The 22,803-nt window shown below is 46.3% G+C and carries 20 protein-coding genes; 18 read left to right on the plus strand and 2 right to left on the minus strand.

The window, feature by feature from the left end; all coding sequences use genetic code 11:
- Window positions 1-178: 178 nt before the first annotated feature.
- Entirely contained in the window at window positions 179-1,066 is an 888-nt protein-coding gene (locus MHN02_RS19795) for a TraB/GumN family protein (protein ID WP_239247785.1), read from the minus strand.
- Window positions 1,067-1,468: 402 nt separating this feature from the next.
- Between MHN02_RS19795 and MHN02_RS19800 the strand changes: the two genes are divergently transcribed.
- The 3 genes from MHN02_RS19800 (at window position 1,469) to MHN02_RS19810 (ending at window position 5,681) form a co-directional block, all read left to right on the plus strand.
- Entirely contained in the window at window positions 1,469-2,434 is a 966-nt protein-coding gene (locus MHN02_RS19800) for an alpha/beta hydrolase fold domain-containing protein (RefSeq protein ID WP_239247787.1), read from the plus strand.
- Window positions 2,435-2,695: 261 nt separating this feature from the next.
- Window positions 2,696-4,909, plus strand: a complete 2,214-nt coding sequence (locus tag MHN02_RS19805) for a TonB-dependent siderophore receptor (RefSeq protein WP_239247789.1) — start codon at window positions 2,696-2,698, stop codon at window positions 4,907-4,909.
- A 91-nt stretch (window positions 4,910-5,000) separates the two neighbouring features.
- Window positions 5,001-5,681 carry a Fe2+-dependent dioxygenase gene (locus tag MHN02_RS19810; protein ID WP_014951030.1) on the plus strand — a complete coding sequence of 227 codons (681 nt, stop codon included), beginning with the start codon at window positions 5,001-5,003 and terminating at the stop codon, window positions 5,679-5,681.
- 56 nt (window positions 5,682-5,737) lie between these two features.
- Here the strand turns inward: MHN02_RS19810 and MHN02_RS19815 are convergent, their stop codons facing one another.
- Complete coding sequence (locus MHN02_RS19815; RefSeq protein WP_239247791.1) at window positions 5,738-6,835, minus strand: alpha-hydroxy acid oxidase; 1,098 nt, start codon at window positions 6,833-6,835, stop codon at window positions 5,738-5,740.
- A 372-nt stretch (window positions 6,836-7,207) separates the two neighbouring features.
- On the opposite strand from MHN02_RS19815, the gene MHN02_RS19820 reads away from it, so the two are divergent.
- The 15 genes from MHN02_RS19820 to MHN02_RS19890 all read left to right on the plus strand — a co-directional run bounded on the left by MHN02_RS19820 (window position 7,208) and on the right by MHN02_RS19890 (window position 22,693).
- Window positions 7,208-9,499, plus strand: coding sequence for a FepA family TonB-dependent siderophore receptor (locus tag MHN02_RS19820; protein ID WP_202941339.1), 2,292 nt, complete (start codon window positions 7,208-7,210; stop codon window positions 9,497-9,499).
- A gap of 102 nt (window positions 9,500-9,601) precedes the next feature.
- Window positions 9,602-10,378, plus strand: coding sequence for a DUF3450 family protein (locus tag MHN02_RS19825; RefSeq protein WP_239247793.1), 777 nt, complete (start codon window positions 9,602-9,604; stop codon window positions 10,376-10,378).
- Window positions 10,375-11,751, plus strand: a complete 1,377-nt coding sequence (locus tag MHN02_RS19830; RefSeq protein WP_239247795.1) for a MotA/TolQ/ExbB proton channel family protein — start codon at window positions 10,375-10,377, stop codon at window positions 11,749-11,751. The genes MHN02_RS19825 and MHN02_RS19830 overlap by 4 nt, the downstream gene beginning before the upstream one ends.
- The gene (locus MHN02_RS19835) at window positions 11,751-12,137 is read left to right on the plus strand and encodes a MotA/TolQ/ExbB proton channel family protein (protein WP_014951025.1); all 387 of its coding nucleotides are present in this window, start codon (window positions 11,751-11,753) and stop codon (window positions 12,135-12,137) included. The genes MHN02_RS19830 and MHN02_RS19835 overlap by 1 nt, the downstream gene beginning before the upstream one ends.
- Before the next feature lie 2 nt (window positions 12,138-12,139).
- Window positions 12,140-12,547, plus strand: coding sequence for a biopolymer transporter ExbD (locus tag MHN02_RS19840; RefSeq protein ID WP_014951024.1), 408 nt, complete (start codon window positions 12,140-12,142; stop codon window positions 12,545-12,547).
- An 18-nt stretch (window positions 12,548-12,565) separates the two neighbouring features.
- Window positions 12,566-13,186 (plus strand): energy transducer TonB, encoded by a 621-nt coding sequence (locus tag MHN02_RS19845; RefSeq protein WP_014977608.1) that lies wholly within the window; start codon window positions 12,566-12,568, stop codon window positions 13,184-13,186.
- An 87-nt stretch (window positions 13,187-13,273) separates the two neighbouring features.
- Complete coding sequence (locus MHN02_RS19850) at window positions 13,274-14,647, plus strand: tetratricopeptide repeat protein (protein WP_239247797.1); 1,374 nt, start codon at window positions 13,274-13,276, stop codon at window positions 14,645-14,647.
- Entirely contained in the window at window positions 14,644-14,946 is a 303-nt protein-coding gene (locus MHN02_RS19855) for a hypothetical protein (RefSeq protein WP_014951021.1), read from the plus strand. Before MHN02_RS19850 ends, MHN02_RS19855 begins: the two co-directional genes overlap by 4 nt.
- A 1-nt stretch (window position 14,947) precedes the next feature.
- Window positions 14,948-16,564 (plus strand): PepSY-associated TM helix domain-containing protein, encoded by a 1,617-nt coding sequence (locus tag MHN02_RS19860; protein ID WP_239247799.1) that lies wholly within the window; start codon window positions 14,948-14,950, stop codon window positions 16,562-16,564.
- A complete protein-coding gene (locus tag MHN02_RS19865) occupies window positions 16,561-16,911 on the plus strand; it encodes a DUF3325 domain-containing protein (protein ID WP_014951019.1) in 351 nt (116 codons plus the stop codon). Before MHN02_RS19860 ends, MHN02_RS19865 begins: the two co-directional genes overlap by 4 nt.
- 144 nt (window positions 16,912-17,055) lie before the next feature.
- A complete protein-coding gene (locus MHN02_RS19870) occupies window positions 17,056-17,655 on the plus strand; it encodes a PepSY-associated TM helix domain-containing protein (RefSeq protein ID WP_039227019.1) in 600 nt (199 codons plus the stop codon).
- 46 nt (window positions 17,656-17,701) lie between these two features.
- The gene (locus tag MHN02_RS19875; RefSeq protein WP_014977604.1) at window positions 17,702-18,232 is read left to right on the plus strand and encodes a DUF2271 domain-containing protein; all 531 of its coding nucleotides are present in this window, start codon (window positions 17,702-17,704) and stop codon (window positions 18,230-18,232) included.
- Window positions 18,233-18,287: 55 nt separating this feature from the next.
- Complete coding sequence (locus MHN02_RS19880) at window positions 18,288-19,121, plus strand: DUF4198 domain-containing protein (protein WP_239247801.1); 834 nt, start codon at window positions 18,288-18,290, stop codon at window positions 19,119-19,121.
- Between the two features lie 112 nt (window positions 19,122-19,233).
- Window positions 19,234-20,631, plus strand: coding sequence for a flavodoxin domain-containing protein (locus MHN02_RS19885; RefSeq protein ID WP_239247803.1), 1,398 nt, complete (start codon window positions 19,234-19,236; stop codon window positions 20,629-20,631).
- A 370-nt stretch (window positions 20,632-21,001) separates the two neighbouring features.
- Window positions 21,002-22,693 (plus strand): carbon starvation protein A, encoded by a 1,692-nt coding sequence (locus MHN02_RS19890; protein WP_014951015.1) that lies wholly within the window; start codon window positions 21,002-21,004, stop codon window positions 22,691-22,693.
- Window positions 22,694-22,803 lie beyond the last annotated feature (110 nt).

The raw sequence follows: 22,803 nt of genomic DNA on the forward strand, positions 1-22,803 counted from the left end.
TACAGTAGGTGCTGGTGTTGTATCTAAGATCCTAGACTAATCTAGACTTAGCAACACAAGCCAAAAAAAGCGCACTTAGGTGCGCTTTTTTTATGCCTGTGATTTCCCTCTGTAATAGGCATAAAAAAGCTAGGATTATGCCTAGCTTTGATATTTAGGTCGGTAGCAACAAGGGGGGTTACATTTGCTCGACTTTGTAGCCTTTCGCCTTTAATAAGGCGATAACACTGTCATGGCCAACTAGGTGGCCAGCACCGACTAAGACAAATTCTTGGTCATCATCGCCAAACATGGCTTCGATTTGAGGTAGCCAGTTTTGGTTGCGCTTAGTAAAAACATCGTCGTACGAAGCGGGAGACTCACGTTTGAATGTGTCTACCACCAGTTCATCGATTTTCTGAGTATTCCCTTCTCTCCATGCTTTTATGGTGCTTTTAAGCATGTCTTTTAGCTCTGGTAGCGTTTCCAAAGTTTCAGAAATGAGGCGGTCTTCTTCACCGGCTCCCATATTGGCAAGCATACTGATTTGAAAATCTAACGATTCCAGATATTCACTGGCTTTTCCGTCGCGAGCAGCTAACTGCATGAAGTAGGCATCTACACCTTGTCCAGCTAACTGAGAGCGTTGTGCTTCCATAGCTACCAGCATTGATGCAACCATGCCTGGCTTAAATTGCGCTAACTGATCGGCTGTTGCGCCAAAGTTGGCTAAATATACATTGAGAGCCTGATAGGTCTCTTCTGATACATCATCTTTAAGCGACTTACCGTCTTTGTAAGCTAGCCCAGCCATCATTTTTTGCTGACCTTCAATATCCGTTGGGGCAGGCATTTTTACTTCAAAAACTAATGTGTCACTTTTTTCATAGGTTTCAGTGAACGTAGCGGGCAATGGAAATTCAGAGATTGGCAGAATATGTATTGTACCACCTACATAAACTGCATCATCGCCTTTCGACACTTTCCAAACCGAGGTCTGGTCGTGCTCTACATTTCCTGCAAAGGCTGTTGCCGAAATAGCGAAACTTGCCGCAATTGCCCATTTACGAAGGGGTATTCTTTTCATTGTATATATCCTTATTAACTATTCTACCAAGATGTCTTAGAGTGTATTGGCTACATGCAGCTTAATTCTTCCTGTCTGCCCCAAAACACACTGCGCTCGACTAGTATTTCCAATCATATCAGATGCTCAACCAAGTAAGGACTGATCTTCAATACAGATTTTATTACTCTTTGTTGTGTCACTTTGATGTAGAACCACTATACCTGCGGTAACACGCCGCGGTCGCGAACATTTCAACTCTCGCTGAGTGAGTAATTATCTCTGCGGACTGGTATAAACTATATGTTGAAGCTTCGGGCGAGTTAATACGTTACGCTATGCACTCCATATTCGGTGTAGGCTGGTAGGATTCATACATTCTTGGCACCAACTCGCTGCTTATTAACTTTAACACTGCAAATAATGTCAAAACCTAACGAACCAAAAACACAGACCGTTAGTGATGCTCTTAAGCATGCTATCGAAAAATTTCCGACGACACCTATCGCAGAGGTTAAGGCAACGGTACCTCAAGATGCTGCTAGTTGGCGGGAGCTCGTGCAGCAACGAAATGCGCAGCAAAAGAAAAAAATAAAGAACATGCGTAAACATTTAGGTGTCAGTGTGGAGTTACTGGAAATAGCCGGCGTAACAGTTCGTAAGCTCACGCCGAAAGAGGTGTCACCGCATTTTGAAAACCATGTTTATATAGACGTGCATGGGGGCGCCTATGTATTTTTTGGCGGCTTGCCGAGTATTGAAGAAGGGTTATTGATTGCATCACGGTTAGGAATAACCGTATTGAGTGTAGATTACGCTATGCCGCCAAATGCCCCAGCACCTGCCGCGCTTTGTGATTTAAAAGCTGTATACCTAGCGCTTTTAGATAGCGTTGAGAGTCGTCGCATCCTCGTTGGAGGGACATCTGCAGGCGCAGGGCTGGTTCTTGCGCTTATACAATCACTGGCCGCCGAGAGTATAAGCCTTCCTTGCGCTATCTATACAGGCACACCATGGGTAGATTTAACGCAGGCAGGGGATAGTCGACAAGTTAATGAAGGTGCTGATCGTGTGCTGGTTACCTACGAAGGACTACTACAATCTGCGGCAGCGCTTTACGCTGGAACTATCAACTTATCACACCCTAGTGTTTCGCCTATTTATGGTGACTTTACTTCGTTTCCGCCTGTTTTCATCGTGGCAGGAACACGCGATCTATTTTTAAGCGATGCAGTCCGTTTGCATAGGAAAATTCGCGATTTCAACGGTACGAGTCAACTTGAGATTGTGGAAGGCCTGTCTCATGCGGAGTACCTCATCGCCCATGAAACTCCAGAGTCTTATATGACTTATGATGAACTACGGGCATTTTTCTTACAGCATCTCTAGCTCAATTCTACAAAACCATACTGTTACAAAACACCTTTAGCCAATGAAAAAGAAAGCCATATAAGCTTGTACTTATTCTTAATCAACCCGCGTTTTATCAGTTCTGACTGTCAGTTTAGTGTAAATTTGTAAAAGCATATGCAAATAATAATAATTTGCATTTAGTTTAATCTCTCTGTATTTTACTCGGTGCCAAAATTCAACTCGGTACATTTAGGCATTTAATCACACACTTAAAAGCACTAAAGGGACTTCTTTTTCATGAAGAAAATGAATACAAAAAAAAGCGCACTAGCGCTGACAGTCACCGCAGCAATACCATTTGGAACTGCACTCGCTCAACAAGAGAATACCGCAGTTCAAGAGTTAGAAACCACTAAGGTTCAAGCTACCGAAGAAGCGGGTTATAAAGTTGACGAAACCTCTTCAGTAAAGCTAACGCAACCCATCGCGAATACCCCTCGTTCGATCAACGTGATTTCAGAACGCCTTCTTGAAGATCAGGGGATTACCAACTTAAACGATGCGCTTCGAAACGTTGCAGGCGTATCAACGTTTGGTGGTGGTGAAGGTGGTGGCGGTGTCGTGTCTGCCAGCGACAAGGTCACCATTCGTGGTTTTGATGCACGCTCAAATATTTATGTAGACGGTATTCGCGATATAGCTGGTTACAGCCGCGATACCTTCAACTACGAAGCTGTAGAAGTTATCAAGGGCGGAAGCGGCTCGTTAGACGGTCGCTCTACCGGTGGTGGTAGCGTTAACCTGGCAACTAAACGTGCGCGACTTGAAGATTTTGGTGCAGTGTCAGGTCGCTATGACTCTTTCGAAAACGCACGTGTAACACTGGATTACAATAAGAAGCTTTCTGAGAATGTTGCGGGCCGTTTAAACCTGTTATACAGCGATGGCGGTGACTTCTTTGACAATGGCGTTGAGGAATACCAAACCACTGGTGTGGCGGGCTCATTACTTTATAAAGTGAATGAAGCAACAGACATAAACCTTGATGTATTTGTGATGGAGCAGGATAACGTTCCGGTGCTTGGTCTTCCCTTCCTAACTTCAGCGGCTGCAGAAGCTACAGGTCAGCCCGAAGGAGCGATAGATTCGGGTTTATGGGACGAATATTACAGTGTGCCGGGCCGTGACTTCGAAGAAGTGTCGACACAAATGTACACCTTAGTTATCAATCACAAAGTAAACGACGTGGTAACGCTTCGTAGCCAAACCCGTTTTGGTAGCAACGAAAAAGAGTCAGTAATTGGTCGTCCGTGGTGGAATTCAGGTGAAGAAGCTAACCTATTGAATGCTGAGCGCTTGCAAGCATTGGACGAAGAGACTGATTTATTTGTATCACAACTAGACGCAATTCTTTCACTTGAATCAGGGGCTTTGAAGCATCGAGTTGTGCTGGGTGCAGAAGTAGCAGAAGAAGAGCGTACCAGTTTTGGTGTGACAGCAAATTACACCTATGTCGATGGGCAAGGCAATGTGTTGGAAGCTCCCACCATTAACCCTTTCGACTTGCAAAACAACGTGTTTGTAACAGGTGGCACAACGCGTAGCGGCAATGACACTTCGGGCGATGCGAGCACGGTAGCCTTATATCTTCTAGATACCATCAAAGTCGGTGAGCACTTTCAAGTAGACATAAACGCGCGTTATGACGATTTTGATATCTCCGGTTCTGCGTGTGGTCGACGTAGCGGTTGTTTCGATGGGCTCGACGCTCAAGATAGCTACTTTAGCTACGGTGCAGCGGTGAGCTATATGCCTACAGAGAACGGTAATATTTACCTAAGTCACAGTAATTCTAAGCAGCCGCCCGGCGTAGCGTTAGCGCTATCAACCAACGCCGCGCAAAATACGGTAAGGCCTGAAAATGCAGTAACCACTGAACTTGGTGTGAAATGGCAGTTCTTTAACGACCAGCTGCTTGTTAGCGGTGCTGTGTTTGAAACTACGAAAGACGTGGTCGATTCACAAAATATTGAAGACGGTGTCACAGTGTATTCGCTAGCGGGTGAGCAAGAGTCTAAAGGCTATGAAGTCAGCGTTACAGGTATGCTAACGGACTCACTATCAATCTCTGCAAACTATGCGAGTTTAGATACTGAAGTTACCCAGGACACGACAGCGGATTCTATCGGTAACGGTCTACAAGCGTCGCCAGATGATACGGCTAACATTTGGGTTAACTATGCTGCAATGGATAACAAACTGAATGTGGGCGGTGGTATCTATTACAACTCTGGTGAAACCTACTGGCGCAGAAATACGGCTTATTTCACGGTCGATTCTTACACTACGCTTTTCCTAATGGCATCTTATCAAGTGACAGAGGATTTAAAGCTTCAGTTAAACGTTGATAACTTAACAGATGAAGAGTACGTGGTAGATTACAGCGCTAAAGGGCACTTCCGTCCAGGGAACCCTCGAAGTGTAGCTGTCTTTGCTAACTATACTTTCTAATTGAGTATTCGTTATTATAAAACCAGCCTTAGGTAAAAAGACCTCTGGCTGGTTTTTTATATTTTACTCGCTTTGCCACAATGGGAACATCATGCTGGTTAGAATTGAGAACTTCCTTACCAAACAAGAAGTCACCGATGCGGTGTCGCTTCTAGAGAAAGCCGATTGGGTTGATGGCGCTGTAACAGCGGGGCATTTAGCGTTACATGCCAAGAAAAACCTGCAGTTGCCTGAAGATTCTCCCACGGCACGTCAGCTCGGAGATTTCATTTTGAGCTTGATGGGTCAGTCGCAGCATATTCTTGCAGCAGGATTACCAAACAAAATATACCCTCCCATGTTCAACTGCTATCAGAGTGAAGGAGAGTTTGGCGATCATATCGACAATACCATTAGGCGAGTGGCAGGAACTGCTGTAAAGGTTCGTACAGATATCTCAATGACGGTTTTTCTTAGTGAGCCCGAAGAATATGAAGGGGGAGAACTCGTAATCCAAGATACCTATGGAGAACAACGTGTAAAGTTCGCTGCGGGCGATATGGTGATGTATCCCTCGACCAGCTTACATAGAGTGACGCCTGTTACAAAAGGCCGTCGACTCGCGTCCTTTTTTTGGATGCAGAGTTTAGTAAGAAGTGCTGAACAACGCCGTATTCTGTACGACTTAGATATGAGTATTCAGGCACTTAGCGCCGAGACGCCTAATAACGCTGAAATTGTCAGGCTTTCGGGTGTGTATCACAATCTGTTAAGACAGTGGAGTGAAACCTAAGCTTATAGACCTGCAAGTAGTGCATGTTTGCGCGGTGAAATTTTCTAAGAAATTATCTAATCTTTGGGCCATAAACAGTGCTTATTTATTTCTTCTATGGTGCCTACGCCGCAAAGCGCCATTGTCATTTCAAGCTCGTCTCTCAACAATCGAATAGTGTGAGCAACACCTAATGCCCCCGCCGTGGCTAATCCGTACATCAGAGGCCGACCAATAAGCACGGCGTTAGCACCCAGTGCCATGAGCTTTACCACATCAGCGCCTCTGCGCACACCGCTGTCGGCCAGTACCATCATTTCATCACCAACCGTTTGGCGAATAATAGGAAGCATTTCTACCGGTGAAGGCACGCTGTCCAAAGCACGGCCGCCGTGATTCGACACTACAATACCCGCTACGCCAAGTTCTGCTGCTTTTTGAGCGTCCAGTGGATTAAGGACACCTTTCAACACAATGGGCAATGACGTGTGTTGCTGGATAAAAGCAATATCGTCCCATGTAGGAGCCTGTGCCATAAGCCCTTGAAATATCACACTCTTGCCTTCTCTGGGGTGCACTAAGGGAGGAGGCGTATCTATATTGACCGCGCGCACATTTGGAGGGAGCGAAAATTCAGCTCTCTGCTCACGGTTTCGCAAGCCGTTAATTGGCGCATCGATGGTGATTACCAATGCTGAAAACTGAAAGTGCTCTGCTTTTTGTATGAGTTCTAGAGTTTGTGAACGGGTAGGTTGAACATAGAGTTGAAACCAGCGGGGGCTTTCCACCTGATTAGATATATCTTCAAAGGAGCAACTGGCTAGTGTGCTCATCACCCATAAGCCGCCTTGAGCTTGTGTTGCCATCGCCGTCGCAATCTCACCATCGGGATGCGCTAGCACTTGATAAGCAACAGGCCCTGAAATTATAGGGTGATCAAACTGCTGCCCTAACAAGGTGGTTTTAGTTCCCCCCAGTTTGACATCTTTCAAAGCGCGGGGAAGTAAACACAGGTCGTCTAGTTTTTCTCGATTTCTTCGCATCGACAATTCATCTGCAGAGCCACCGGCAATATACGCCCACGATTGTGGAGTTAGTCGCTCCCGAGCCAGGTTCTCGTAATCAGACAGTGCTGCAAGGGTTTTAGGAATTGTATTTAGCGGTGTTTTAAGCATATTCGTCAGTTTTATGTAAAGAAAGTAAAAAGCCTTTCAATATTAATTAAATTGCAAATGATAATAATTGTCATTAAGATGCAGTGCGATTTGAGCACGATTAGCCACTTCTTGCAAATAAGAAGAGAAATAAAGCGATGAAAATTCCCTATGACAGACAGGGGATGCAAGTTTCTACGGATAGTCTCACTTTTGGGCATTCTTTCTTGGAATAACAATAATCACACCAATTGCCCTAACTCAAATAGTTAGTGCTTTGCTCATGTTTGGCGTTAGAGCCATTTATGAAGTTAAGCCGCGCGTAACAAGACACAACATTTTGAAATGGCGAGCCACTGGCTGGCCAACACTCAACACATTAAGGATTATCAAATGCCTGTAAATGGTAAGCGCATTATTTTGTTAGGAACCCTGTTTCCCATGTTGTCAGCGGGTGTGCTGGCGCAAAGCGAAGAGATAGAAACGCTCGACACCACCGTTGTGCAATCTGCGTCTGAAGAGCTGAAGCAAGCCCAAGGCGTGTCTATCATTACGGAAGAAGATTTCAAACGTCGTCCTGTCACTAACGATATTGCTGAAATTGTAAGAACCATGCCGGGTATCAACCTTACAGGTAACTCAAGCTCAGGACAGTATGGCAACAAACGTCAAATCGACATTCGCGGAATGGGTCCAGAAAATACGCTTATTTTAATTGACGGCAAGCCAGTGTTGTCGCGTAACTCTGTAAAAATGGGTCGTTCAGGCGAGCGAAACACACAGGGCGACAGCAACTGGGTTCCAGCTGAAGCGATTGAGAGCATTGAAGTTATTCGTGGTCCAGCAGCAGCTCGCTATGGCTCTGGCGCATCAGGTGGTGTTATCAATATTATCACTAAGTCTCCTGATGAAGCTTCTACCTCTATCACCGCTCAGACCGAGCTTTCTTCAAATAAATACGAAGGCGACAACCGTCGTTTTAACCTAGTAACAAGTGCGCCTTTATCTGAGCGTTTCTCTCACCGCACTATTGTTAACTACAACGAACAGGACGCTGACGACCCACGCGTAAATTTAGACGCAACAGACGTAACAACGGGCCGCGGCGGCACAGCGAAAGCGGTAGGTGCAGGACGTGAAGGTGTTGAAAACATCGACGTGCGTACTCTTGTTCGCTTCGACCAAGATGATATTAATCGCTGGGACTTTGAAGCAGCCTATAGCCGCCAAGGCAACCGTTATGCCGGTGACAATGCATTTCAAGGCGTAAGCTACCCCGTTGACGAAAACGGCAACGTCATCATACCTGAACCTGAAGACCTGGCAGAAACTGATGCTCAGAGCCTAATTGGTGAAGAAACACTAGTAATGCACCGTCGTACGTTCGGCGTAACACACAATGGTGAGTATGACTTCGGCGATTCATTTAGCTATATCCAATACGAAAGCACGTCTAACAGCCGTTTAGGTGAAGGCTCTGCAGGTGGTGGTGAAGGTCGCATTAATAGCCTTGAGATGACCACCATCAAATTAGAGAACATTACCGCAAAGACCGAGTGGAACGTGCCTTTAACGTTAGGCGGCTTCAATCAAACCGCAACGTTTGGTGCGGAATACCGCAAAGAGACCCTAGACGATTCAGTTAGCAATCAGCTTTCTCTGAATGTGGTTGATGACGGCACTATTCCTGGTGTAGAGACTGACCCAGAAAATCGTCCATCTGAAACCGACGCCACGCTTGTAGGTGTGTATGTTGAAGACAACATCATGCTAACGGATTCAATCACGCTTACGCCTGGACTGCGTTTTGATGATCACAGCAAAGCGGGTACAAACCTTAGCCCGAGCTTGAATGCATCATGGCAGGCATCGCCTAATATTGTGGTTCAAGGTGGTATTAGCCGTGCTTTTAAAGCACCAAATCTCTATCAATTAAATCCTAACTACGTGTACTACACCCGAGGTAATGGTTGCCCAGTTGACTTCTCTAACCTAGGTGGCGGGTGTCACATTCTAGGAAACCCTGACCTAGAGCACGAAACCTCAGTAAACAAAGAAATTGGTGTTAACTACACCAACGAAGAGGGCTTGAACGCGGGTATTACTTACTTCCACAACGACTATAAAGACAAAATTGGCACCGGTAATGTACCGCCAGAGTATGTGTTACCTGGCGAAGAAGGTGGCGAGGCCAACGTTCAGGTATTCCAGTGGTTTAACGTTCCTGAAGCGGTTATTTCTGGCCTTGAAGGTAACTTGTTGTTCCCTGTAACCAGCACTATTGAGTGGTCGACCAACTTTACCGTGATGCTTGAGTCAGAAGATAAATCTACTGGCCAGCCATTATCTATCGTTCCTGACTACACAGTGAACTCGCTAATAAGCTGGCAAGCCACCGACGCACTTGAGCTTGTGCTTAGCGCTCAACACTACGGTGAGACAGAAAGCCCTACGGCCAGCGTTAATTCGGGCGCCGTTATCGAAGCTGATGATCGCGAAGCATATACCATAACCAATATTAACGCCATTTACGCGTTCGACGAAAACTTAAGCTTCAACGTGTCGGTTAAGAACTTGTTTAACGAAAGCGTTAAGCGTGAAGGTACACAAGCATCTAACGCAGGGGCGAATACTTTCAATGAACCAGAAAGAAGCTTCTTGTTGTCTGCTACTTACCAGTTCTAATACTTAGCAAGCAGTAACAAGACATTAAAAATGCCGGCCTCGATAGCGATATCGACGTGCCGGCAATCTCATTAATTCAGCCAAGAGATGTAAGGGATTTGAATGAAAGTTAAAAGAAGTGCAGCGCTTTCTTTTGTACTGGTATCACTTGCCGTGGCCTCATCAGGTATTGTGATGGCAGCAACAAAAGCCAGCGATATCGACGGGCTCACTGAAAAGTGGATTAGCATTGAGCGCCAGACGCAAAAGCTAGAAAACGAGTGGCGTGAATCAGAGCCTGCATTGCGTCAGCGTATTCAACTGCTTAAAGCTGAACGTACTCAGCTGCAGAGTATGATTGACGAAAGTAAGGCTGCAACCACCGACGTAGAAGCCCAGCGAGAAGCATTGCTTTCTGAGCAAAGTGAGCTTGAAGCACAACAGGGTGGGGTAGAGCGTGCATTGACTGGAGTAATAGGCCAAGTAGACAGCCTTTACTCGTCGCTGCCTGAAATTATTCGCCAGACGTGTGATAAAGAGCAAGCCGAATTAGCGGCTGACGCCGACACGTCAAATAAGCTTCAGGTCACCCTTGCAAAACTTTCATCCCTTCAACAATTTAATAGCAAACTTCTGGTTAACGAAACCGTAATGCGTGCTCCCGATGACAAAGATGTATTAGTTAAGCAGTTCTTTGTTGGCAGCAGCTATGCGTGGTTTACCAACGCCGATGGTCAATATCAGGGGGCCGGTCACGTTAAAAATGGCGAGTGGCAGTGGCAATTTAGTGACAATGTAGATAGCGAATCGGTAGCCCTTGCCGTCGCTATTTTTGAGAAAAAGCATGAACCTGATTTTGTTTCTTTACCACTTACACTGGCTAAAGGAGAAGGCGAATGAAATGCTTATCTCACGTTCTCACAGCATTTAATCCAATGTTGAAGTCCTCTCTCATCGCAGCATGTGTTGCTTTGTGTGCTGCTGTGGTTTGTGTACCGGCAGTGGCAGCGCCTGAAGATAGCATGCTGGCCAATATTAAAGAGGCAAAAGCGCGTCTGGAACGCACCGAAAGCAAAATTAGCAAAGAGCGGGTAGCGCTAGCTAACGAATTGCGTGCGCTTGAACAGCAGGTAATGAAACTGCGCAATGAAACCACGGTCGCCCGCCGTAAAATGGATGAAAGAACCCTTAGTCTTTCACAGTTAGAAAATCGCCTATCGAGCTGGAGCGAGCAACAAGAGTTCCAACAAAATTTGTTGAGCCGTTTCCTGCTTCAAACTGGTGTAGACAGTCTGTCATTAAGCGAAATGAGCTTGTCTGACAAAGTCCAGAAAGTGGGTGAAAAAGCGAAAGAGTTTGCCAATCAACAAACCCCTAATTTCAGTGCAGGAAAGGTTGTACTGGCGAATGGCGAAGTGACCCAAGCAAAAGTGCTTACTCTTGGCCCGGTGACGTGGTATCTGGCGCAAGCACAAAACGTTGCGGGTACGGCAGAGCGTAAGCAAGACCTGTTTACCTCTACGTCCACTTTTTCAGATACGGATACCGAAAGCCTTGCAAGCTTGGCAAGCAGCGGCAATGGCAGCATTAAAATAGATCCTACCCTTGGCCGCGCAGCAACGCGCGAGCAAGCGTCAGAAGGGGTAATTGAACATGTTGTGAAAGGCGGAGTGTGGGTGATCCCTATCGTTTTGTTTGCCCTTCTCGCTACGCTTATCGCACTGTTTAAAGTTATTCAGCTATGGCGCTTACCTAAGGTTAAGCAAGTAGCATCAGGCAAAGCTCTGGTGAACATGGTGGGCAGTTCAGGTGTGGGCTTCTTTGATGGCATGCAGCGCGAACTGTATGACATAACTAAGCGTGCAAGCACGCCAACTGAACGCGACGATGAACTGTTTTCTGCACTCCAGCAAGACAAAATCAAGCTAGAAAAATACAACGGCACGATTGCTGTAACTGCTGCCGTTGCACCCTTGCTAGGTCTTCTAGGTACGGTAAGCGGCATGATTGAAACCTTTAGAATGATGACGGCATTTGGCTCAAGCGACCCCGAAGTTATTTCTGGCGGGATCGCTAAAGCCTTGGTTACGACAGAGTTAGGCTTAGTCGTGGCCATACCGGCATTAATTCTAAATGCCGTACTCTCTCGCAAAGCGCGACATTACTACGAAGAGCTCGAAAGTTTCGCGCTTGTACTTAGCAATGACGAGCCTGACGTTGCTGAGAAAAGCGACCAAAAGAGTGATGGTCAAAAGCAAGCGAGCGCAAGCTAATGATTGAACAGCTAGCGGGGAATGCATTGTGTTGGTTAATGCTGCTGGTGGCATGGTTTGCTTACCAGCAAATCTTTGTGTTGTTTACTACACGCAAAGAGATAGCCCAAGTGCGTGATGGAGAGAAAGAGCTTACAAAGCGAGAAATGGTACCCGCCGTACTGGTTAGTGCTCTTCCCTTGATGGGCCTGCTAGGAACAATTGCAGGCCTACAAGTGAGTTTCACCGGAATGATGTCGTTAGGTGTCGATAGTCAAGTCGTCACTGGTGGCATTGCCGATGCACTTTTTACCACTCAGCTTGGGTTAACCTTGGCTATTCCTGGCTGGCTTTTGTTGATGTTTGTTAATGGTGCGGTAAAGCGCGCCGTAGCAAGGGAGGCGTAAACATGGCAAGTCGATTACAGCGACGCCTTGAAAACCAGCAAGCGCAAGGCATTGATATGTCTCCGCTACTAGACGTGGTTTTTATACTTTTAATTTTCTTTATCGTTTCAACAGTGTTTGTAAAAGAGACTGGGGTAGAGGTAGATAAACCTCAGGCAATATCAGCACAAAAGCTCGATCAAATGGCCATTATGCTGGCAATTACCCGAACCGGTGAAGTGGTGTATGACAGTGCCAATATCGGTGTGAGCGGTGTGCGCTCTACCGTTGAGCAATTGTTGATGAAAGAACAACGCCCAGTAGTCATTCAGGTAGATAAAGCCGTTCGCTCTGAATTACTGGTAGAAGTCATAGATGAAGCCAAACTGGCGGGTGCCGACACGGTAAATATCGCCACTTTGAAGCCATAGCGAACGAGGCAAAATTCAATGAAATACAATCTTCAACCTTCTCTACTTAGCGGTGCGGTGCTCGTTAGTGCGCTTGGCGTTATGTGGTTAGGGCACTTTTTGTCTAATCTGCAGCCCGACACTATGGTTGTGCGCAAGTTAGACATTGCGGTAACACCTCCACCGCCGCCGCCCCCTAAAACGCAAAATGTAGTGGAAGAGACTGAACTTGTTATGCAGGTAGAGGGCAGTGGCGCAGCCATGACCATGGCGGATTTAAGTGTTGAGCCAGATATTCAAGTGCCAAAGCCCGACATGCCAAATGTCAAAGTGACCCAAACCCAATGGGATATGCCTGATATTGAATTGGACGCCTTTGGGCTAAGCGAACTGGATTCAAAGCCTACCTTGCTGACTCCGGTCAAAATACGTTTCCCCAAGCGACTCAAAAAGCAAGGTATCAAGCGGGTGATTGTAAAGCTCGACGTCATTATTGACGAACACGGCAACGTAAAGCTGATGGATATTGTCGAGAACCCGCATCACGAGCTCAATAAAGAAATAATGCGTTTTGTTAAAGCCAGCAAATTTACATCGCCCTACAAAGAAGATGAAGCGGTGAAGGCGCGTTTTATTTGGCCCGTAGTTATAGAGGCCTAATAGAAGCTTAATGGAAGCCTATTAAAGGCCTAGTTTAGCGCAATAAAGCGAAATAGAAGCTAAAGAATTTAGAGGTTGATTGAGACAATGTTAAACAAGATTACAGCCGTAACTGTCCTCAGCTGTGTAGTGAGCGCGCTGGCTTTTGTTAAGCCGGTAAGTGCGAAAATCACGGTGGAATTGGAAGAGCCCGATTGGCAGTTTGTCATGCGTCAGCATCATAGAGATGATCATCGTGAACGTATATCCCGTGAAGAAGGTGAGTTTATCGGGCGCATTCAGGCCGACTTGCAAGCAGGCAATTATTCAAACGTTGCCAGCGCATTTGCAACCCAGGATATTTCTCAATTTAGTCCACGCTTGCGTGAGCTTTACGGACAAGTGCTATTGAATGAGAAAAACTACGCACTTGCCGAAAAAGTGCTGTTGGACGTTATAGACGCTATGCCAAACCTCCCATCGGCGCACAGAAGTTTGAGCATGGCGTATTTAATGACAGATAAATTGGCCAAAGCACGCACTCATTTAACGAAAAGCGTAGAACTAGGTATTCAAGATGCCCAACTTTTCGGGCAGCTAGCCTATACCAATGTTCAGCTTGGAAAACCTGTCACCGCTATTGGTGCTTATCAAAATGCATTGATGCTCGAACCTGAAAACAAGCAATGGTATCAAGGTTTATTGTTCGCGCTTATTGAAAGTAATGCACTTGCACAGGCGGAAAGCTTGCTAAGCGAAATGTTGGTAGATGATGAAAGTAATCAGCAGCTTTGGCTCCAACGGGGACAAATAGCGTTAAAGCAGGGTGACATGGTAAAGGCGCTGAGCAGCTTAGAAACTGCCCTTTCTTTAGGTGACCGCTCGCTGTCGAACTTGATCTCAGTGGCTAAATTGCACGTATCTGACGGCAGTCCGCGGCGCGCAGCAGACATACTGGCTACCCATGCGAAGACTTTCATTACCGACAAAGATGGGGAAGGCTTTGACGCTTACTCCGAAATAGCGGCTTACTTAGCGGCTAATGAGCAGTGGTCTGATTTAGGTAAATTAACGCAAGCTGCCGACAACAATGTGAAAAAGCTCACGACCACTCAAGCAGCTACGCTTAATGTACTTAAAGCTCAGTTAGCTATGGGAAAAGGGCAAAGCAAAACGGCAATTTCCCTTTTAACCAAAGCCATTGCTGACGCCCCTGACAATGGTGAGGCGCTGTTGTCTCTTGCTTCACTTTATCGTCAACAGAACAACGTCGAACGTGCCAAAATGACCTATCTACGAGCTGAGTCACTCGCCGACGTTAAACAGCGCGCCATGCTCGGGCGTGCGCAAATTGCCATAGATCAGCGTCAGTACCAAGATGCACTTACGCTTTTACGACAAGTCTATAAATCGTACCCATCCCGTTCTGATTTACTTGGCAACATCCAGTCACTAGAAAACCTAGTGAAGAACACAATATGAAGAGCCAAACGGTAAACCGCGTCGCCATAAATCGTGAACGATTGGATGTCGCACTTAGAACGCTGATTGCTGTGGCACTGGGCTACGCTTTTTCAGCGTGGCTAAGCAGCGCCATTGCCAATTTTATAGGGGCTGACGGACGAGAGCACGAAGTGTTGGTAAGAATGCTGTTCTTTTGTGTTTACTGCACCTTCATCCTTTTTACGTTCATCTTTGATACGACGAAAAAGGCGTCCATCGTAATGACAGCGCTCTCTGCGTTAGCCTTATGTCTTTATTCAATCAGTACAGGGCTTTAACATGAAAGGGAATGTCAGAAAGTCTATGACGTGGCTTCATACTTGGAGCTCGATACTTGTTGGTTGGTTACTCTTTGCGATTTTTTTTACCGGTACGCTGTCGTTTTTTAGAACCGAAATAACCTATTGGATGCAGCCAGAACAACACGCCGCAGTACCCAGCGAAAAGGCGCTAGAGCACGGTTTACGTTATCTTGCGATCAACGCGCCCAATGCAAGTGAATGGCAACTCTCACTACCAGATGCGCGCTCGAATACACTCGACTTGTCGTGGCGCGACGCTAATGCAGGTAACGAGCGTCGTCGAGGTCCACGGGTCATGTTGAACCCGTCCACGGGTGAAGAGATAAAAGTAAGGGAAACAGCCGGTGGCAACTTCCTTTATCGTTTTCATTTCGAGTTATACGGCATAGACAGAACCGTTGGACGCTGGATAGTAGGCGTAGTCAGTATGATGATGTTTGTTGCTATTATCAGCGGCGTCATCATGCACAGAAAAATCTTTGCCGATTTCTTTATGTTCAGGCCAAAGAAGAAGCTGCTGAGCTGGATAGATGGGCACGCCATAAGTGCGGTATTAGCACTACCATTTCATATCATGATCACCTTTTCTGGTTTGATTCTATTAGGCGCCACGCTATTGCCTTTTAACAGCGAGGAGCGCGTGCGGCACCGTCCTCAAGGTACAGAAGTACGCCAGAATGCGCAGCAGCAAAATCTAGCTTCACCAGACATTAATGCCTTATTGGCCTTACCCATCTCTTCGATGATTGCTCACGCTGAGCGCAGATGGCAGGTGCCGGTTGAAAGCCTATCTATTACTCACCCGGGTAAAGCTAACGCTCAGTTTACGCTAAGTGGGAACAACAGAACGCAGTTAAGTGCGGGGCGTGGAGGAAGTAGTGCGCTGGTATTTAACGTACAAGGCGAAGTCATTAACGAGCGCCCAGCCTCAGTAGCCGCTAACGCCAGCCAGGCGACGTATAACTATTTGGATATGCTACATCAAGCGCGCTTCGCCGATACCCTCACTCGCTGGTTACTATTTTTTGCCGGTATTCTGGGTACCATTATGGTGGGAACGGGCTCTGTTTTGTGGGTAGTGAAACGGGCAAAGCAACAGCTTGGAGAATTTGGTTTTGAATTGGTCAGAGGCAGTAATATAGGCAGCATTGCAGGATTAATGTGTGCGACCGGTGGCTACTTTTGGGTAAATAGACTACTTCCTGCTGATCTAACGTCTCGAAGCTTATGGGAAATTAAGGTGTTTTTCGCAATATGGCTGGTATGTGTGGTTGCAGGGTTTATTTGGCGAGACAAAAAAGGGTGGGTAGTTCAACTTGGCTTTGCAGCAGTGTTGTTTGCGCTTGTCCCTTTGCTTGACCACCTCACCTCAGCAACAGGCTTAGATTTCGCGGTTGCAAATGGTGATAGCCTGAGAGTGGGTTTTGACCTTATGTGCATAACACTTGCGGCAGTATTTGGCTATGCTGCTTACCACGTCACAAAAGCCAAAGCCGTGAAAGCAAAACGGGTAAACAGCGCACCTTCACCAAAGCGAAAAGACACAGCTCGCCAAAATAAGCCGCAAGGTGACAACAGCGAGGCATTAATATGAGTATCATTCTGGATGTGGTGTTCGCATTTGTGCTTACTTATTTGAGTTTCTTACTACTCTCGCTTGGCAACAAGAAGCATGCCGGTATCACTCGACTAACCAGCACACCTTCACCACTACTTTTAATTGTACTTCATAGTTTAGCGTATTTGCTTATGGCAATAAGCCTCATGAACTGCATAGACGTGTGGAAGACCGAAATTGGTGTGGTGGTATGGATAGGGCTTTTACAGCTTGCAAGCGTGATGGTTTCAGCAACGTTTACCTATTTACCTACCCTTTACACCGTGGTGTGTAATTACCTATTGCTTGTCGCTTTTTGGGGGCCTCGTTTACGCGAAAAGTGAAGCAATACTTAAAGGTTGTTGAGCAAAAAATACAATAATGAGAATAAATCTCATTTACATTGAAAAGGGTGGAAATATCTGTATTATCTAGCCCGTTGAATTAATCAATATCACCGAGTAGTACAGAGAGTTAGCAACGAAATTATGAGTTTTTCTTTAGGCGGCATCCGCCAATGGCACTGGATTAGTGGCGCAGTCTGTCTGGTCGGGATGATGTTATTTGCCCTAACGGGGATTACGCTAAATCACGCTGCAGACATTCCAGCGAACAGAACTGTAACGTCAGCTGAATCAAGCCTACCACCGTTGGTTGTCGAACAATTGGTTTCTCTGGACACCGGTGACATAGCCATTCCAAGCGAACTCGTCGCGTTTATGCAGTCGCAAGAGGGTATTTCACTACCTTCATCGGTGACGGGAGAGTGGGATGGTATTGAATTTTATGCCGCTTGGCCTGGACCCGGTGCTGACAGTTGGATAGCAGTAGATGCTGAACTTGGCACAGTGACTTATGAAAACGTTGATAGAGGATGGATATCTTATTTCAATGACCTGCATAAAGGGCGGAACACGGGAAATGCCTGGCGCTGGTTTATCGATATCTTCGCTGTTGCCTGCATTATTTTTAGCGTAACTGGGCTGCAACTATTAATGCGTCACTCGAAAACGCGCGCGTCTACTTGGCCCATTACTACGCTCGGTGTGCTCATCCCGTTTGTCATTATTTTACTGTTTGTGCACTAGCGCGACGCTAGTGGCACTTACCTACACAATTTTAAGGAGTGTTTACATGAAAATGCGAAAAGGCGCAGTGATCGCATCGACTTTATTAAGTATGACATTTGCCTCTGGCGCTATTCACGCTGCAAGCCAAGCCAAACTTGACGTGGCCTTACCGCAACTTGATGTGGCTGAATATCACAAACCTTATCTTGCCGTGTGGATTGAAGACAGTAAACGCAAGGCTACTCAAGTCGCCGTATGGTACGACGTTGAAATGCGTGAAGACAAAGGGAAAGAGTGGCTTAAAGACTTGCGCCAATGGTGGCGTCGTGGTGGGCGAAGCCTTGATTTGCCTTATGACGGACTTACCAGTGCAACAAAAGGCCCAGGCGATTACAGTCTTGATTCGCAGCTAAATAAAGCGTTAGCAGAACTGCCAGAGGGCGATTACACGCTTCGCGTTGAGGCATCACGAGAAGTAGGCGGAAGAGAAGTACTGTCTCTGCCATTTTCATTACCGCTATCTGCTGCGTCACTACCGGTAGAGGTGAAAGGAAATTCAGAACTTGGGCGTGTAGTACTGCGTCTGGAAGACTAATCTGCTGAGGCGCTAATTCAACGCTCACTCAGTAGAGATCCAATAAGAGGACATTATGAAAAAACTATCAGTAAAAGCTTCAGCCATTGCGCTAGCAGCAACACTTGCCGTGTCATTTTCAGCCAGTGCGCATCGCGCGTGGTTACTTCCTAGCTCTACCGTACTATCAGGTGAAGAAGCTTACGTGACGTTTGATGCTGCTATTTCAAATACTATTTTTCACCCTGACCACTTCGCAATGAACGCCAGTAACTTAGTGGTTCAATCGCCAGAAGGTGAAGCCGTAGACGTAGAAAATATGGCACGCGGTAAGTACCGAACCACGTTTGATTTGAAATTAAACAAAGAAGGTACATACAAACTGACGTCTGCCAGCAATGGTATTCGCGCATTTTGGCGAGATGAAGAAGGCAAGCGCAAGATGTGGCCCGGCCGTGGTGAAGAATATAAGCCGGAAGAGTTCGCAACAGCCGTGCCTAAGAAAGCAAAAGTTCTTCGCGTAATGCAAAGCTCTCGCCGCGTAGAAACGTTTGTTACTCTTGGTGCGCCATCGAACAAGGTGTTCACGCCTGATAACGTGGGTTTGGAGCTAGTGCCAGTGACTCACCCTAATGATTTATTCGCCACCGAAACGGCAACGTTCAAGTTACTTATTGACGGTGAGCCAGCGGTTGGCGCCGAGGTGGAAGTTGTGCGCGGTGGTATGCGCTACAGAAATGATCAGGAAACGATTAAAGTCACGTCTGACGAAAATGGTCAGATTGAAATTACATGGCCGCAAGCCGGTATGTACTTTGTAGAAATTGGCTATGAAGACGATAAAGCGCAAAAGCCTGCAACGTCTCGTAACGGTAGCTACTCAGGCACATTTGAAGTACTTCCGCTGTAATAACCGTACGTTATTGCGCAGCTAGGGGCTGTAAACGTTCTTTGAATACTCACAGAGCAACAGCCTCTTATGTCTCTAGCCATTTCAATACAACGGCATAAAAGTTAAGCACATGACAGAAACACACCGTCTACTCATAGCAATAGTAAGCATTGGCCTGTATATGCTGTGGGTAGCGGTGTTATTTTTTAAACATCGAAAGCAAAACAGCTATGCAGTATCAGGCGAGGAGACCCTTGTCGTATACGCAAGCCAAACCGGTACGGCCGAAAAAATTGCCCGCGCAAAGGCCGCCGCGCTATCACAGCAAGAGCAAACGTCGGTAGTATCCATGGCATCTTTGAAACTCAACACGTTAAGTAGTGTGTCAAAAGTCATTTTTGTTGTGAGTACTTACGGTGAAGGCGAACCCCCTGATGCGGGTAGAACCTTTAGTAAAGCGCTAAAAAAAGCGTCGTCGAATCAATCTGATTACCTGTCCCACCTGTCTTTTGAAGTGGTGGGGTTAGGCGATAAGCAATACGCCGCGTTTTGCCAATTCGCAGTCACGTTGTTTGATAATATCAGTGCACTAGGCGCACGTGCGCTTTCTCCGCTAACGACATTAGATTCAGGGAAAGGTGAGCATTTGTCTTTGCTTGGTTCGTTGCCACAGGATGAACAGCACCCCACCCATGCTTTCACACTGAAAAATCGGGTTCAATTAAATGAAATAAGTCTAGCTTCTGGCGAGGCTTCAAAGGAACCCTCTGACCACTCTGAGGGCAAACCTTCAAACCCAGCGTCGCCAGGCCTGTTCGGCTTGTCTTTGAACGTTGACCATTCTAATCAGACACAAGAATTACATGAACAATGGGAAGCGGGTGACGTATTGGAAGTACTTATTCCTCAGCAAGCAGGGGAACCAATAGTTAGCCGAAGCTACACCATAGCGTCGGTACCACAAGAGCACGACGTAAAGCTTGTAGTTCGACAGCTGGTCAAAGACAACGGCCAACTTGGGCTAGGTTCTGGATTACTTACCCGTTCTTTACCTGTATCTCAGCCAGTACAGGCCTACATTCGAAAAAATACCAGCGCAATTATTACTAATACTCAGTGCCCATTGTTATTAATTGCTGCGGGTAGCGGCATTGCGGGGGTACGAGCTCAGCTTGCAAAACGCGCATTGCTTGAGAACGCTGGGCCAGTTTGGATATTTTTTGGCGAACGTCATCCCATGCAAGATGATGTGCTTGATAAAACGCTATCGCCTTTCCAGAATAGTGACTGTATTTTTAAAAAGTCAGTTATTTTCTCCCGACAGAAAGGTGGTGGTTATGTTCAACAGCGTCTTGTTGAGCAGCGAGATGAGGTCAAATCCTTCTTAGGCGATACCGGACAAGTATACGTATGTGGGCATTTTGAGGGAATGGGCCAAGGCGTTGACATGGCTTTGCAGTCCATACTTGAAGCGCAAGCCTACAATGCGTTAGCTGACGAAGGACGTTATCACCGCGACCTTTACTAATGTGGAGAACAGCAGGCAACTAATGTCTGTTTTACGCTTTCCTGTTTCACCGCTGAATCATCGCTAATAAACCTCAAAAGCCTTACAGCTAAATCCCAAACTTTAAGTTAGACTTTAGTCTAATGTGTCAGGCCCTTGCCTTGTCGCATGTTTAAATATGCGCAACAGTACGTTGGGCATACCTTAAATAGGTGTTTTCTTATTCAGGTATGACCTTTCGCCACCGATAATTGGTGTAATGTTTGAACTGAAAATAAGAAAATCAACAGGCTAGGGGCTGCTGACCTTTGTTGTACGTTTAAACCAAAATTCGTACATCAAAGAACAATAGGCCCTAGGGCCTGTCGATAAAACAAATTAGGACGACAGTATGCAGTCTATTGCCATTGTTATACTGGGCATCATCGGAATGTTGCTCGGTTGGTTCGTATATTCGAAGTTTATTGCGAGCCGTATATTTAAGTTGGATGATAGTTTTGTAACACCAGCCCATACAATGAAAGATGGGGTGGACTATGTTCCCACCAATAAAGTTGTATTGTGGGGGCACCATTTCACTTCCGTGGCGGGGGCAGCACCCATCGTAGGTCCAGCTATTGCTGTCTACTGGGGATGGGTTCCTGCGGTACTTTGGGTTGTGTTCGGTACGATATTATTTGCCGGTGTGCACGATATGGGCGCCTTATGGGCCAGCGCACGCCACAAAGGCAAATCAATGGGCGCGCTGTCTGAGACCGTCATCGGAAAACGCTCTCGTTCACTATTTATGATAGTGATCTTCCTAGTACTCTTAATGGTTAATGCGGTATTTGGCGTGGTTATCGCGAACTCTTTTGTCTCCCAACCCAATGCGGTATTCCCAGCTTGGATGGCAATCGCAGTTGCATTAGTCATAGGTCAATTGCTTAAACGTAATTTCAGCCTCATACCCTTATGTATTGTGGGGATTATTGTGCTTTACGCATCGGTGTATGCGGGCAGTTATATCCCACTAAGTCTGCCGGAAACCATGTTTGGTTTAGCAGATAAAGCAAACTGGATCATTATCTTATTTATTTACGCCGCTATTGCATCGCTGTTACCAGTTTGGATGCTGTTACAGCCTCGTGATTTCATTAACGGTATGCAGTTACTTGTTGGCTTGTTCCTGCTTTATGGTGCTGTGTTCTTTGCTATGCCGGATATCACGGCGCCAGCGTTTAACGCTCAAACCGCTGTCGATTCTCCAAGTCTAATCCCGCTGTTGTTCGTTACTATTGCGTGTGGCGCTGTTTCTGGTTTCCACGGTATTGTGTCTTCAGGTACCAGCTCTAAGCAGCTAGACAAAGAGACCGATGCACGCTTTGTTGGTTATCTAGGCGCGGTCGGTGAAGGCTCACTAGCACTTATTACCATTGTCGCTGTGAGCGGCGTTGCGTTTGCAGCTTCTCCAGAAGAATGGCACGAAGTATACAGCCATTTGGGTGCGGGTAGCGTGGGTGCATTTATCACTGGTGGTGCGAACCTAATTCAGCAGGGTTGGGGGTTGCCGGTAGATTTCTCGTCAACGATCCTTGCGGTAATGGTTGTTCTATTTGCTGGCACCACCATGGATTCGGGTGTGCGTCTGCAGCGCTACATAATCCAAGAATGGGGCGATATCTATTCAATTGGTGCACTTAAGAACGGCGTGGTTGCAACGCTTGTAGCTGTTGGATGTTGTTTATTGCTGGCCTTCGGTGCAGGTGGTGCGTCAGGCAGTGGCGGTATGATTATTTGGCCGTTATTTGGTTCTACTAACCAGATACTAGCCAGTTTAACCCTGTTAGTAATCTCGGTTATGCTGATTAAATTAGGTCGACCAGCGAAATATACGCTGATTCCAATGGTGTTTGTACTGATTATGGCCTTCTTTGCCGGGCTTATTAAACTTAAAGAATACTACGTTGAAGGTAACTATCTATTGGTGTTCTTAGACGCAGTAGTACTTATTGTGTCTGTGCTTGTTATGCTTGAAGCTTTTTCTGTGGTGTCAAAACTCAAAAAGGAATCGAAGCTTAAAAAAGAGCAAGCCAACGGATAAGTCACTAGGGTCTGTATATGGTCTCCCCCATTATTGCAAGAGTAAACATGCTGTTTTGACTAAAATGGTTTGCGTCCGTATATCCGGCTTCTCGTTGAAGTATTTTCACT

Source organism: Alteromonas sp. CNT1-28 (assembly GCF_022348345.1).
In the GTDB taxonomy this organism is placed as follows: Bacteria; Pseudomonadota; Gammaproteobacteria; order Enterobacterales; family Alteromonadaceae; genus Alteromonas; species Alteromonas macleodii.